This is a genomic window from Owenweeksia hongkongensis DSM 17368, assembly GCF_000236705.1.
In the GTDB taxonomy this organism is placed as follows: Bacteria; Bacteroidota; Bacteroidia; order Flavobacteriales; family Schleiferiaceae; genus Owenweeksia; species Owenweeksia hongkongensis.
Genome location: NC_016599.1, coordinates 2,290,763 through 2,307,196 on the forward strand (window position 1 = coordinate 2,290,763; position 16,434 = coordinate 2,307,196).

The following is a 16,434-nucleotide window of genomic DNA, read 5'->3' on the forward strand; positions in this document are numbered from 1 at the left end:
ACTTTGACGCATGAAAAGCAAAGCCGTTTCTACACTTGAATGCACACACTGCCACCAGCCTGTTGTAGACCAAATTAGCAGCGATGATGGTCAAAAAACATATTGCTGCTACGGTTGTAAAGTGGTAGACGAATTGCTTACCGAAAAGAAAAGCATCCTCGCCCCCGAGGGACTCAATCATCAAAAATATGGCTACCTCGATGAACCAAAAATAAAGGCTTCGCTTCTCGATTTTGACGAAGGAAAATTTGTGCACATCAACATGCACCTGCCGTCTATTCATTGCTCCAGCTGCATTTATCTTTTAGAAAGCCTTCCCGATGTGGAAGAGTCCATTATGGAAGTGAATGTGCATTTTGCAAAAAAACAAGCGAGTATCACTTTCAAAAGTGATCAGATTGCCCTTTCGCAACTGGCCGCACTTTTAGATTACATCGGTTATACACCAGATTTTCAAACCAAACTAGGAGGTGCCAAAAAGAAGCAAAACCGCTTATTAATTCAATTGGGAGTTGCAGGTTTTTTCTTTGGAAATACTATGCTCCTTGCCTTTCCTGAATATTTTGGCAACAGCCTTTCGGCAGATAAATCTCTACAGGTATTTTTCCGCTACCTAATGATGGGCTTTAGCTTGCCCGTGATTTTATTTAGTGGTCGCGATTATTTTATAAATGCCATAAAATCTTTACGGGCAGGGGTTCTTAGCATCGATCTTCCTATTGCCCTTGGAGTGAGTGTTTTGTTTTTGCGCTCAGCTTATGAAGTTATTTCACACACTGGTGCCGGGTATTTTGACAGCCTCACCGGACTTATTTTCTTTCTCCTTATCGGGAAATGGTATCAGCAAAAAACCTATGAAAACTTCACCTTTGACCGCGATTTAAAATCCTTTTTACCGCTTGCCGCAAACCTTGTATTAAAGGATGGAACTGAAAAACCAATTTCCATAGATGATCTTTCGGAAGGTGATGTCGTTCTAGTTCGCCAAGGCGAAGTATTGCCAGCCGATGGTGTTTTGCTACAGCAAGATGCGCAGGTAGATTACAGCTATATAACCGGAGAATCCATCCCTGTGCAAAAGCAGGCGGGCGAAACCGTATTTGCCGGAGCTAGAATAAGTGGCGGTGCCGCACAGTTCAAAATTTCCACTTCTGTAAATCATTCTTACCTAAGCTCGCTATGGAGCCGTGATAGCTTTAAAGATGATGCTCACAAAAACAGCCGAGGTCTTACGGACAAAATCTCGCAATATTTTACCCCCGCCATTATTCTTATTGCCATCGGTTCGGCAGTAGCTTGGTCATTTGTAGACGCCTCAAAAGCCATAACCGTTTTTACCGCTGTGCTTATTGTAGCCTGCCCATGTGCCCTGGCCCTGGCCGAACCTTTTGCTTCCGGAAGTATGATGCGTGCCTTTGGTAAGCATGGCTTTTTTCTTAAAAATTCGGATGTAATTAATCGTCTGCAAAAAATCACGCATATCGTTTTTGATAAAACCGGAACCCTCACCCATCAAGATCAAATTCAGGTAAACTGGCATGGTGATGAACTAAGCTTTGATGAAAAACTTGCTATAGCTTCTATTGCAAAAAATGCCCAGCATCCTTTGGCAAAACCGCTTTTAACTTTCCTGAATATTACAAAGGCCAGCGCCACGCACGCTACCCAATTTACCGAAGCCACAGGCGAAGGCGTTTCTGCTATTATTCAAAATGATAATTACCGTTTGGGTAAGGCCTCATTCCTAAAACTGGAAGAACGGGCCGAAACGACTTCAGTTTACGTGGAGAAAAACAATAAGGCGTTAGGCTACTTTTCCTTTTTTCAAAAAGCAAGAGAAGAAGCTGGTGAATTGGCCGCTACACTTAAAGAGGAGTACAATATCTCACTCCTTAGTGGGGATAATGAAGCGGAGAAAAAACGATTCGAAAAAATATTTGGCAGCAACGCTGAACTGCATTTTAACCAATCGCCCCACCAAAAGCTGGAGCACCTTCAGCAATTGCAAAAGCAAAATGCAAAAGTGCTTATGATTGGTGATGGGTTAAACGATGCCGGGGCTTTACAGCAAAGTGATGTCGGCATCAGCCTTTGCGAAAAAAATGTAAACTTCTTCCCTGCCAGTGACGCCCTTTTAATGGCAGACTCATTTGCACACCTGGATAAATTTTTAGCACTAAGCCAGCAGAATAAAAAAGTAACCTATCAGGCCTTTATCCTTTCTCTATCTTATAATGTAATAGGACTCAGCTTTGCCATAGCCGGACTTCTGAGCCCGCTTGTATGTGCCATTTTAATGCCCGTTAGTTCAGTTACCATTGTGGTGTTTACCACAGTAGCCAATCAAATGAAGGTGAGGAAGACATTGGGGTGAATCCTCTGAAAATACTTTCGCTGCCTTAGCGTAGAGAAAAGCTCAGTCAGAGTTTGAAACTCTGACAGGGCTCAATCCTGCATTTCCTGAAAACCCCATGAATAAGGATATGTAAGCCAATTTACATTCTAGCATTATTGCAATGGTCGAACATAGGTCGAGCATATTGAAACTTATCTTTCCAAAAGTAAATTTTCAAACAAGCTGCAAGCATCTTAGCACTTTTAGAAAAACAGATTGTTTTCCGGCTCAGCCTTTTCAAGTGAGTCCTTAAAGTTAGGTTCAGACGTTCAATGTGATTAGTTTGCCGCTTTTCTGTGGAATGTAATTCTTTTGGAATAAGCTTGGGGTATACGTTCAATCCATCTGTATAAATCTTGCCGGGAGAAAGGCTCAGCACAGCTTGTATCACTTTTTTAATGTTCCTCTTTGTCCGCCTTCCCACTATAAAATGAACCACTCTTCTAGTACTCCTCTCGATGGCATAACAGATCCAGCATTCATTTCCTTTGTTGCCAATAAAAGTTTTGAGTTCGTCTATCTCAAACTGTTCATTTGTATTTTTTAGTTCAGGAGAGTGGATTTTTTTCGCTGCTTGTAACAGTAGCCTACAAATTGAAGATTTAGGAATAGCAAGTACCCTTGAAATAGAACTTATACTCATTCCTTCTAAGGTTAACATGACTATCGTTTCTCGATGCTCATTACAATATTTTTGCCTAATGTAGCTTTTTCGCTGACTTTTCTGACAAAGCTTACAGCGGTATACTTGCCTTCCATTTCGCATCCCTTTTTTATGACATAATGCATCACAGTACCTACAGTTCATTTGTTTTTAGAACAAAGGAATTGAAAAGTAGACAATAACTTAGCCACCTATGGAACACGAGGTTCTAAAAAGCCTTCATAATCCTCTTCTATCAGAAGTATTTACTAATACGTAAGGTTTCTATCAAGACAAACCTTATCTCTAAGACACTTATTTACAGGAAGAAATACACCTCAAATCATAAAAGCCACCTATGGAACATTACCGGGGGTTTTACGTTTTAGGTTTCGGAGAAATTCAATCTATTGATTCGATAAACTACTACCCTGAGGAACCGGAGGAGGAGGCATAAACACAGGGTATTCAAAAAAACTACTATCACTGAGAACCTTATCTACCAATAGACCTAAGACTCTCAAATCCCTGTTTTCAAAATCACCTCCTTTAGATATAGTATACTTATTCTCCAACGGATCCGCAAAAGCAAGAAAACCAAACTCTCCACTAAAGTAGACGTATCGAAACCTATGCGAGCTTTCTAATTCATCAACCTTGAACTTAAAAACCCTTGTGCTAGTTTCATGAATTTGATATTCCTTTACTTCCACCAAACGAGTATCACTAGGCATAATAAATCCAAGATTTTTATTTTTTTCTACAACTGGAGTAAGAACTCTACTTGCATTTTTTAAATCGTAAATCTTCCAGCAACGACAATTAAGTTTCAGATCACAATAGCTAATTGAATCATTTTCAAATAATAAATTCAACTTGAAACCAAAAACGCTTGACCAATATAAGCTCCCACAATCCGTTCTTTCAAAAAAAACAGAATCAACCTGCATCAATTCGTTACTATCAAAACTAATTGTTTGGTACACTATTACGCCCCGTTGATCTGACACTTCATCCTCACACGAACAACAAACAAATAAACATAGAGCTACTAACAATATTCTTAACATAATACTAATATCTAAAGTGCCACATCTTATTTACAATCTGCTCTCTAGAATAATTCTGCTTGTACTTTGTATTCATCTGTCCCATAATCCTAAATCCTTGATTATAGAATCTCCCGTTACCATTCTGAGCGGCTCTCCTAGATGCATAGTGATGCGGGCTACCACTTATTGTGCTCGGTACATTTGAATAATCAAAACCACCTCCATCTAAGAAATCAGCCGCAAAAAGATCTCCATGAATAAAAGCCTCGTGAGTAATAGTTCCAACCAAATTATACATATACTCGCCTTTACCAATATTACCACTCAAATAATTAGAATTATTCTCGTTGGTTGAAGCTGTGTTTAGTGAGATTGTGATTTTACCCCTTTCTCCATCCAAATCAACATCTGTAACACCATTTGCACTACTGATAGTACCATCTTTATTTGTAATAATTTTGGAATCAAACTTCACATCTAATCCCTCCTTATCATATTTGCCCTGCGAATAGGTAACTCCAGCAATAGTCTGCCCCTCGGACGCATAGTCAGAAAGAAAGGTTTGTCCTTCTTTTGTTTGAGCAAAGTCTAAAAATGCTTGAGCTGTTTCAGCACAATAATTTGGACTATTTTCATCCAGCAAAGCAGGATCAATCTGATTCCCGTCTGGGTCAATCAACATTATTGGATTATTTGCCACGAAGGTGTAAGGTGACAGACTTGGGTATTTTGCAGCCATCGCATCAACTCCCAACCACACACTGGTCTGCGGATTATAATATCTGGCCCCGTAGTAGTAATTCCCCGTCTCTTCATCCAGTTCCTTGGCGTTAAACTTATAACGAGACCTAAAACCAGATAAAAACCCAAGATCTTGACTTACCAAAGGTTCACCCCACGGGCTATACCAGAAAAACTGATGAGGTAGTCCTCCTGAGTTAGTAACATACTCCGTGTTACCCAGATAATCAGGGTGATACCAATACATCACTTTTTTTGCTTCGCAGTCTTCACCACTTTGCTCTGTCCAATAGATACTCTCAGCGCACCTACATTCTAGCGTTTGGCATGGACTCTCATTCACTGCCATTTCATAGGCCTCAAAAGGTTTTAAATCTGATAACTCCGGAGCTTCTAACAATGTTGACAAATCTATATCAAAAGCTTGGTCTCGTCTTACTGCTAATTTAGAAAATAAATCGTGCAAATCGACTATTCCCCCGGGAGTTTCGGGGCTTGTGGGGCTATAGGATTCTGGTGGAAAATCAACCTTTGGAGTTAAGGTATAGCTCATTTGCCCACTAGCAATACGCTGACTTCCCATGTAGTAGTGCTTGGATCCTTCAGCAGTATTGTTATAATTGGTAACCACATAATAAGGATTCACATAAAGTGTATATCCATCTAGCGTCATATTACTTATGTCAAAAGACTCATTTGATCCACCTTGAGAAGATAAATAATTTCCTTTCATTATGCGTTCCCCATTTTGGTCATACACATAATGAGAAATTCCATTATCATTCATAACTCCGCGTAAATGATTTAGTTCATTCCAAATAAAATCCTGCTGCTCATTAGGCAGGTCTATCTGGATTACATTTCCCGCATCATCATAATGGTAAATGGTTTCATCAGTAGTAGTGTGATCGGTAATGGAGTTAATCTGATGACTTTTTCTTTTCTCAAGCTCTTCTTCCGTATCGAGTTCATATTCCAGTTCGTAAGCAATGCCATCAAAGTCCTGATTTTTCGTAAGCAATCCCCCCGCATCATCATACGTCATAGATAAATCTAATGGCCTGCCATCAAACATACCTGAAGCTGAACTTAACCTATTCAAATCGTCATAATTATACTGCATATCATACTCTCCACCTTCAATTCCAAATAAGGCAAAACCTAAGGTTTGGTCATAGTCAAAACCGGAGGCTTCATTACCTACCGTCTTAACATTTCCATATGGATCGTAGGTGTAATCTTTAGTCAATAAATTTGTCCTAGAAGTTGTATTATCTGACCATAATGTTCCTGTTCCTGAGAGTAAGTTTAACCCTGTTAACCTTCTTGAATAACTATCGTATTCGAAATCTGTAGTTGTTCCGTTACTGTAATTTAGCTGCACAATATTTCCGAAACCATCATAATAAATGTTATCCACAATGGACGCATCCATTGGGTTTGCTGCCTCATGATGCGTATCCATGCCAAGTAATTCCCCGGTTGGCGTATAATTGTAGGTTAAAATCTCGGCATCAGGATAAACTATTTCACGCATCCTACCCCATGAATCATATTTATATTGAAAGTCGTACTTTCTTGTACCCCCGTCCAACGTCCATATTTGCTTTTCCTCAGTAATACGATTTCCAAGTTCATCAAAGGTATATTCTTCTTTCACTGTATTTTGACTACCCTGATTTACGGAAACAACTCTTCCAGCACCATTTTTACCGTCTCCTTCACTACCCCAAGAATAATATACATTATAAGTTTTTTTCGACTCTGAGTCAGCCATTACTCGTTTTTTAATTCGATTGTATTCGTAGTCCATAGTGATTCCTGCTGTACCAGTTAAAGGGGTTTTCTGTTTAATTAAATTACCAGCATTATCATAAGTGAAATCCGTCCTACCTCTATCCGGATGAATTTCATAAGTTATTCTACCAAAAGCATCGTATCCATAAGTTGTTTCAAGCTCTATAGGGTCTGTACTACTTAACAATTGACCTAATGCATCAAATTCAAAAGTTGTGAACTGACTTACCCCAGAAGAATTCCCTTTTGTTTGTCTAGCAATCGTTTGCCCCTCAGCATTTATAAAATTTGTGTATGTTCTGTTTGAGTTAACCTTAGTCTCAATATTGAAACATCTCTCAGCAAATGGGGTGTTTACCTCACTCCAGCTATATTTTATTTGAGTTTGTACGGTAGCTCCCTGCTCACGTATATCAACATGAAGAATCGGCTTCCCTACATAATCATAAGCAACAGATTTTGTTATTGTACTGGAAACCCCTGTATTTATAACTGAAATTGGATCAGCCCCATCTTCAAGCATGGATAGTGTTGTTACACTATCTCTTCCTAAATAATCATAAGCAGTTATTCCTGATACTTCACGAACCTTTTTATAAGAATAAACGCCTGAGCTTTCCAGGTTTCCTGCAGCATCCTTCTTTACCTGAACAACACGACTCATTCCATCTATAAAAGTGGCGGTCTGCATCACCTGAGACATTGAGGGTCTGCTACTGAAGTTATCATCACTATCACAATTAATTGAAGGAGGGTTGGAGGCCATAGTACCAGAAACCCCCATATTGTGACTGGTTATAGCAACAGGAACAGTTCCCCCAGCAGTACCTTCTGGATAATACTCAAAAGAAATTGTAGCTGCTGATCCAGGATTAGCATACTCTCTAGGGCCATAAACAGCTTTTAATCTATCTTTACCGTCATACTGATAGGCAGTTGCGTGTCCATTGATCCCAACTTGTCGAAGCAGGTTTCCTGTCCGCTGTTCATATTTATAGCAAGCCTCATCACCATAACTATTCCATACACGCTTTACAAACTGATTACAGTCAGTTTCATATTCATAATTGGTAACCAACCTTTCATTATTCAAGTTATTTGGAGATGTGATTTTTGTAACATTTCCAAAACCATCATAAAGTAAATCCGTTTGTGTAAAGCTAGAGCCCGTGAAATTAAGTTCGTTCTTAATTTTAGCAACACCCTTACCATTACCTGTTAACTCTACGCTGGTTCCTCTTCTGAACCCAGGTGAATTATTCACACCAATAAATATTTTGTGGCTTTTTAAGACATTCGCTCGATAATCTGATTTATTATCAAGGGGGAAATAATCCATCTCAGCAATAATTGGCGCATGATAATTACAGTCATATTGCTTTTTTGTAATATTCGTTGTCTTAACTACATACTTTCTAAAAACCAACTCTATCGGAGGGTTATCGCCACCTTGCGATGTGCATGAATTTGGACTTTGAAACTCATATTCAGGAACACAAATATTAATATCTTCATAACCATGATGCCCAAAATCATCTGAATGCAGGGTAAAACACACTTCTCCAGTATTGGGGTCTACTACAAAATCGTTAAACGGGTATGTAAAACCGTAAAGCTCGCCATAAAAGTGGCTGTTGTCCTCCAAATATTCATATTCAGAATTGTCAATTACACCTACAATAGCATCCGAAACACCACTAATAACATTGCTCCCCTTTCTTGAGTACCAGGTCACGTTGGTATATTCATCATAGTCCAATTCATAAACCAAAGAATGAAACAAGCTTTCCTCCTGATAATCAGGGAAAGTTACATCCTCCTTTTCAATTAGGGCTGGAAAAATAGTTTGCGTTTCACTAAGGGCGTTTGCATTTACTAAAACAAACTCGTCATAAGGTTTTTCAAGCATACCAATAGAGCTTCCAGATTGAATTACATTCCTGTATTCATAAGTATTCTTTGTTCTTTTAATATCTTGTATTAATGGACATGGAACCAAATCTCCTTCGACATCACACCACCCTTCTTCATGATATAAATTATAATTAAAAAATGGATATCCTTTTAAATACTCAGCCTTTCGTATTTCCTGTGGCGAAGTGCTTGATGGTCTAAAATACTCTACTACAGTAGAGGTATATCTGGCTATCGGATCTGTATTAACAGTAGGCATTGGATTGTCAGCTTCTCTTAAAGTTTGAACTCTTGTAAACCCAATAAAGTCACGCTCTCGTCTGCTCTTAATACCTCCATCATACTTAAAACTAAGTTGTATATCGTCAGCCCCATCAATATCTTCTCCTTGATCCTGTAAATCCAAACCATCGTCAATCACCACCTGAGATAAAACCCATTTACTATATGGCATATCCCACACCATTACTTCATTATCTGCGGAAGTACTAGTTTTGATTGCTACAGGATAATTTCCATATTTATTACCTTCTCTGTGGTAATTAATGCTGAAGCTACCGCCAAGTGGATTTGTCACAGTACTTAATAAATTACTGTTTCCAATGACATTTGTAGCGTAACGAACTGATAACTTACCAAAACCATCACTACTCACAATATCAGGGATATTATCACCATTCATATCACGAAGCGTGCTATTGGTTTTGTTGAGAGCAAAATTAGCTTGAGCATTGCCACTAAGCGAGGTTTTTATCGATGCACCAGGTGGCACGGTTGCAGATGGAAAACTATATGTTCCTGCAATGTTTCCATATACACCAAGAGCCTCACTCTTACCTAAATCAATACCAGAAATTCCAAAAGGACCACTCCATTCAGTCCCTAGATTATAGTACACACTTACTGCACTTCCACTTGAAACTGCAATATCCAATAAGCCATCGCCATTATAATCTATGAACTGTTTCGCAACCTCACCTCCTGTAACATTTAAGCCAATACCAGCACTAAAACTTCCACCAACCTTGTCAGTGGCATCATCTAAGCTAGACAAGCCAAGTCCCAAACTTCCACTGGTAGAATTGGATTTATTCAAACTAGATTGGGATAAACTTGTATTAACCGACACTGCCTCAAAGAGCCCATTGCCCCTGTTGTATTCTATTAATATGTCAGTGCTGTTATCAGATGAAACTCTATCCGGTAAACCATCCCCATTTATATCCAACCACTCGAATTCAGAATAATTTGACCCTAGACCAGCAGAACCGCTAACATTTCCAGTTTTCATAAATCTCTTGTCGTTGTTGGCAAAAGACCCTGCAATCGTCATGGTAACAGACTCTGATATGGACTTACCCAAATTTCCATCCGAGTCAAAAAAGTCTGTTTCATTAGCATAACCCCCTAGTGGAACCGTTACTTGCATTTTAGGGTCACTATTGTCATACTTTATAATATCAGGATAGCCATCACCATTTATATCCAAATATGCTGTTTGAGGCTTCGAATTGAAGGCACTACCAATGTTACGGGTTTCCGATTGTCCTAGTAAACCAGCTGCAGCGGTAACATTATCAGCCAAAGAATTACTGGTTGTAACAATTGGAATTCCTTCAGCTAAGTAATTTCCAGAATTTGCAGGAACTGTAGGTTTGATCATTCTTGGTGACTCAGCAAATTTACCAGGACTTGTAGCCCCATCATTTGCATAAACTCCTTCATGTCCATTCCATGCAGACCAACAGTCCAGTTTCTCATCGCTGCCATTTGCATAATTTTCTTTGATGTAGCTAGGAAGGCGAGACGGTCTTTCCCATCTCCGAGCAATAAGCATGTGGAATTTATCAGTTGCAGGTGTGGGGCTGCTTTCTGTAATTTCCTGTTGCATATCGGATATTTCAGGTTCGTTTTTTTGATAGTTTTTTTCTTCAGATATCATTGAGGAATTTAACTGCATCTCACTCACACCAATCGGTGCATCAGGATTGTCTGCATCGTTCCAGCAAAACTGTCCCCAACCCAAATGATAATCCTGTAGTGCTGTCCGGTTGATAGCAAACACGTCAAAATTTACGCTTGTCGCTTCTTGTATTCCCCCTTGGGTGAGATTTTTGTAGGAAATAGAAGAGGTGGAAGACCGTAAAAATGCGCCCAACAACTTATCCTGGCAAAACCATCCCACATGAGCAGTTCCTTCCAACACCTGCTCTCTGCTAAATCCATAAACAGTTGATGAACTAGCCTGTGTAACAACCTGCGAGTAGCTTTTATCCGTATAGTACGCATAGGTTCCATTGGTGTTTATTTTAAGGACCATTTTACTCAATAACCCTCCAGCCGTTTTAGAAACAAACCAAGCATATTTTGGAGATCCTTCAGATATTTCATCGGTAGTAAATGCAGAAAGTACATTGCTAAAGCTTACAACAGGCCAAAATCGCATTTGATCTGAACCTGCACCTGAAGTCGTTACTGGATATGATGCCTCTAATTGAAGTACCTTATTATAGGTATGATACATTACCGATGGGTATTTTTTTCTGGTAGGTAGACCACATGGGTCATCCCCAAAACTCACCTCAGGACGCCAATTAATTGCTTTCCAGTCCACATTAGATGAACTTAATACTTGGAAAAAAACATTCCATTCTCCTCCAGTCCCGTAACCCGGGATTTTTAAAAATGAATTCACAAAATTTGCTGGATTACCATTATTATCTACAAAATTACCTGTAAGATTCAGTGGAGACCCAGCACTTATTTTATTCGAAAATGAAAAGACACTCGAGGATGTTCCTCCATTAGGTGTCCAAAGAGCAGAAATTCTGAACGTCACGTCATCGGTAAGATTGACACTACTATTAAGAGCAGGCCATGATACCTTAATGTACTTGTCATCGGTTGTTATAACACCTTGGCTAGCGGATAGCATAAAACCATCTTCATAGGTGCTTTCTGCATAGTCTATACCATTGGGGTCTACACGCGACAGATTATTAGTGTATTTTACTTTAGGGTTCCAGTAGGCTAAGTCAGAATATCCATTATTTTTAGACTGTGTTCTAAACAAAATCTTCTCCCCTCGGTTCACGTGAACATTATTGGCTACCATATTCAAAGAACTACTTCCTGAGACATCTGTCATCGCCACTAAAAATGTTGAACCCTTTTGTATTCCCAGTCTTAATCCATCCACAGTATTAACATCGCAAGTAGCCGTTCCTGATATATTTACATAGCCGTCCATTGGAGCCTCCCAAGTACGTACCATTTGCAAATCTGGTAAAGACTCGTCATCTGTATAAGTGGAGGCAGATGTCCCTTTGATTACTGGGTTTGGTGTTTGTTCACTGGAAACATCAAAACTATAATCACCAGCTTGATTCATTCTCCCAAAGTATACCACCCCCTGATTTACCAAGTCCTTAAAACCATCTGCATTATAATCTGTCAAATACCTGTAGTTAAAGGACCGGTTGTTATTATAATTCAAACCGTAATACAACGCGTTTAATGGCATGGCAAAATTTACTCCCGTACTGAATGAAATACTCATCGATTCATTTAATGAACCAGGTTGTGAAATTCTCCTTGATTTACCAAAAAACTGACTACCATCCGCTTGAGTTTTTAATGGTAGATACGCTTTATGAATACCAGCATCAAACATAATATCGGGCAATCCATCGCCATTAAAATCATCTAAATTTATCTTGGATTGAGTAACACTTTGTGACAACCCCATACTTCCTGAAAAAGTCCATGCCTTGGTTGGAATAAAACTACTTCCGGTAAAACAGACACCCAACCCTACCGAACCTCCAGCTCCCCAGCCCGAAGTAACGGAGGAGTTAATACTTGAAGGCTCTGCTTGTTGGCTAAGTGGAAGCGCAATTTTCTTGATTTTATCATCCATACCACTAAACAAGTTATTAAAGGGCCCAATATTGGTATTGATTGGAGTAGGATTTCCATAAGTAATCCGATTTCCTGAGGTATGATAGGTAAAACTATGTTCATGAAATTCGTCATCATTTTTATCATACTTGGTAATGCTGAGGAGCGTCTTCTTTCCAAAATCTCCATTTCCATATGTCATATGGTATCTGCTTATTTCTACAGTATCATTACTTAAGTTTGGATCTACATATCGTATTTTGATATTATTCAATGAATGATAGTCAAGCTCTTTGATGCCGGCTTTTAAGTTTATTGTAGCATCCTGACGGTCTTTTGTTTTCTTAAACTCTACGATGTAACGTGGTGCATCCCCTCCATCAAAGCCTGTATAAGCTATTTTTGAGAGAACAGCATAATGTCCATCCTTTTTTGCATCAGTTGCTGAGTTCTCTGTTCCAATATCATAGTAGTATTTGATGTAATTACCCCAGCGATCTTTTGTCATCGCCAAAAACCATTTTACAATATTCCCGCCAGGACCATCTGATAAAACATAGCTTGCGTCAAAAGAAGTTCCATCTGTGGTACCATAAAAATATTCTGTACCATCTGCATGTTTTTCAACCCAATAATAATTGTTAGGGGCAGAACCCTTTCTTGTTATTGTCTTATAAGAATTAATTGTTCTTTCTATAAACTGCACATCACCACTTGCGCGACTTGAGGACATAGCGGTTTTATTAGGTCGTAAGCCACCTTCCATATATAAGGCACTTCCATTCAGTAAATAACCTTCTGTTTCTCCCGTACCAAATGTGGGTACTCCCCAACTCGTTTCTACTGCAACTTGAGGTACATTAATACTCCATCCAATTCCTAGCCAACCAGCACCACCATCACTACTGTAGTTAAGCATCAAGGATGGGGTTAGCCCTGCTCTACCTGCAGGAATATCAATAGGATAGCTGACCGAGGCCTCGCCTGTACGCGAAGCACTGGGAGGGTTTATCATGCTAATTCCTGCTGCCGGGTTGGCTGCTTTAATGTCACTGATAGCCGTAGGCACAAAAGCACTGGCTTCTGGCATTTCTGGTGAAGAAATTAGCCCAGCAAAATAATCCGTATTGGACGGAGCCTGACCTGTTACGGTTCCAGCTATCGGATCAAAATTCAGATTACTGGCAACCTTCCAAGTGCGCCTTTCGTCATCAAAGTAAAACAGATGTAGCCTTGACATCCCAGAACCTGATGGAACTACGTCAGATTGGTAAGCTATTGTAATGCGAGCACTATCTTTTTTGAAGGATTCCAGTAAGAAACCATCAGCTCCTTGGGTTACATTTTTTATATCGTTTGGAATAGACGGCATATCCATGGACAGCAACTCAAATAGTCGATCTTCATCCAAACGCTCTTCTATGGTAAAGTCAGCTTCACTAGCTTCAATTCTACCCATACGGTCGTTTAAAGGAGCGGTACTCTCATCATTAGTGAAAAGGAGATCCACATTTTTTACGGTTACAGAACTGCCAAAACCTTCAGGCATTCCAAAGCGTATTGTGTTATTTCCTGGCTTTAACTCCGCCTCGTTCAACTCTACCGAAACTCTTTGCCAGTCCGTTCCTGGTTCTATTGATGAACCATAATAAACAGGCCGCCCATTTACTGATTTGGGGATATTATGGCCGTCTTCCAACCCTTGAATATCGTATTCTAGGATTACATTCTTGTAGGTCTTAAAGTCTTCAGGAACGGTGAACTCAAAGAAATCATCCTCTGGCATATGCAAAGGGTCTTGGTGGTGATATCCTAGATAGGCTATTGAAGTCGTTTTTAACCTAGCCTCCCACGCAGTATTATTTGAAGGTGAAGTTTCTTCATCTTTTGCTGATGAAACTTCTTCCTCTCGATTTTCCGAATGCTCTTCAACTATTGGAACTGAAGATGAAAAACTATCGACTTCAATATAATTTATCGCAGCCGGATTAAAATTTAGCATAGCCCTTGTGCTGGCAATAAGGTCATTGCCAAGCATAGTGGCAATCATGACAAAGGCAGCCACCTTGGTCGTAAAATCAATTTGATTTTTCATGGATGAGAGGAATAAGAAGAAGTTAATTGAGATTATTTTACAACAATGGTCTGTAAAGTATATTGATCAGCGGATTGGAGCACCCGAACCAAATAGGTACCAGGTTCATTTAATGGAAACTGGTATTTCCTATTACCAAGATTGGGGGTAAAGTTTTCTTGCCTTAGCAAAGCTCCCTTATTATCCATTATTTGAATCGTAAACTGTTGATCATCTAGGTTCGAAAAACTTACATATACATTTCCACCACGAGGTATGGGATTGGGGTAAATATTTATCGACTCTTCGGTACTGTTTTTTTGACTTGTGGCTTTATGACCGATACCTGAATCAGTGGCAGAGTTTGTATAGATAGAGTTGCCTTCCTTATTACTCGTCCTACCAGAACTAAATGTGGAAGGTAGAGTTTCGGCACTTGAAAAAACAAAATCATGAGAGCCTGGACTTGCTCCTCCATCATGCATAAAATACTGCGAAGGACAGGAGTTAAAGGCGAATACGGAATGCAAAATCACTCCATTTTGATTGGAAGCCAGTAATTCATAATGTCCAGCGTCCATGTTAGATAACTGGATAAATGGCTGAGAAACAAGAGTGTCAAAAACACTTCCATCATCCAGGCTTACTATTCTACAATCCACAGGAAGTGCAGCAGTATCAAGGCCAAGATCAAGCCCATTGTACCCTGCACTATCACAATAGCGAAAAGCTACATTATAAAGGGGATTACAGGTGTCTGGTGTAGCCACACCCACTATAAAATAGTTGGTAGCATCGTTCAATGTGGCCAATGGTACACTAAGAGTGGTACTGTTTCCAAGTGTAGTATAGGTACCAGGAACACTATTCATTCCATCTGAAACCATCACATTAGTATAGTTCAACAAAGTATCCATTTGGATAAGCAAAGTACCTGCGCTACTTACCCAATCAAATAGTTTGATTTTGAACAAATAGTCAGCAGGATTCCCGCCACATTGTCTTCCTAATTTATCGGATCCTTTTGACACTATCATAAGTGAACTGTCTTGAATAGAGACAGGAGGGTTTTCGCCTAATATCACCAGTGAATCTAATGCTATCTGTAAACGCTTTGAGTCTGGTGAAAATGACTGACTTTGGAAAAAGTTTGCACGATCCATACGACCCAAAGCCATGATCTGTTCATTGTATAGTGCATCCACCTTATAATTCCAAAGTCCATTACCTGAAAGATCTAGGTATTCCGGCTGTTTCTTAGAGCAAATCTGATCAATCTTAATAGAATATTTTAAAGCTAAATAGCTTTCTACTTTTCGGATCTGTTCATCATCCAATTGCGCTTCATAGAAAATCACCTCTGCGAGATCAATAGACTCATGCATTCTGAAGTGTTTACTAAACCAACTGCTCCTTGACCTGGCTTGAAACTTTACCTTAACAATTACAGGATCGCCCTCAATACGGTTCAAATCAATGGACTGCTGATCAACTTTAAGAGAGTCTCTATAAAGAGATACCGCTCCTAGTTTCAGCAGTCGCTTATCTGGTAGTGTATCATATTTGGGCCGCACCACCATAAAAAGAGTACCAACCGATTCTTCACCAATTGCCTCGCAATATTTATGAAGCAAGCTCCCTTCAGCATCCAATATAGGATGGTTGCCGATTGAAAACGTATCTATATAACTTGGCATCGTTTGAGCCGTCCATTGATACGCCCAAGTAGGCTGTGGTATTTCTTTAAGAATCTGTCCGGGTGCAGAGAAAGTGATAAATGCTAGAAAAAACAAGGATAAGCTTCTGAGAAAAAAGCCAGCCCCAAATTGAGCTTTTTGGGAAGGAAACATAGACAGTAAGTTTTTAGTTTAAGAGGTAAAAAGCATTAAATGCTTCTTCAAAAGAATCACTATTTTTT

5 protein-coding genes are annotated in these 16,434 nt (G+C 39.4%); 1 reads left to right on the forward strand and 4 read right to left on the reverse strand.

Going from position 1 to position 16,434, the window contains the following annotated elements:
• Positions 1 to 10: 10 nt before the first annotated feature.
• Positions 11 to 2,374: a heavy metal translocating P-type ATPase gene (locus tag OWEHO_RS10260; RefSeq protein ID WP_014202403.1), complete on the forward strand. Its 2,364-nt coding sequence runs from the start codon at positions 11 to 13 to the stop codon at positions 2,372 to 2,374.
• A gap of 121 nt (positions 2,375 to 2,495) precedes the next feature.
• On the opposite strand, the gene OWEHO_RS10265 is transcribed toward OWEHO_RS10260, so the two are convergent.
• From OWEHO_RS10265 to OWEHO_RS10280, 4 genes are all read right to left on the reverse strand, one after another.
• Positions 2,496 to 3,203 (reverse strand): IS1 family transposase, encoded by a 708-nt coding sequence (locus OWEHO_RS10265; protein WP_014202404.1) that lies wholly within the window; start codon positions 3,201 to 3,203, stop codon positions 2,496 to 2,498.
• A 242-nt stretch (positions 3,204 to 3,445) separates the two neighbouring features.
• Positions 3,446 to 3,772 carry a hypothetical protein gene (locus tag OWEHO_RS18385; RefSeq protein ID WP_143764571.1) on the reverse strand — a complete coding sequence of 109 codons (327 nt, stop codon included), beginning with the start codon at positions 3,770 to 3,772 and terminating at the stop codon, positions 3,446 to 3,448.
• A 340-nt stretch (positions 3,773 to 4,112) separates the two neighbouring features.
• Positions 4,113 to 14,537, reverse strand: coding sequence for a SpvB/TcaC N-terminal domain-containing protein (locus OWEHO_RS10275; protein WP_014202406.1), 10,425 nt, complete (start codon positions 14,535 to 14,537; stop codon positions 4,113 to 4,115).
• Positions 14,538 to 14,569: 32 nt separating this feature from the next.
• The gene (locus tag OWEHO_RS10280) at positions 14,570 to 16,366 is read right to left on the reverse strand and encodes a T9SS type A sorting domain-containing protein (RefSeq protein WP_014202407.1); all 1,797 of its coding nucleotides are present in this window, start codon (positions 16,364 to 16,366) and stop codon (positions 14,570 to 14,572) included.
• Positions 16,367 to 16,434: the final 68 nt, after the last annotated feature.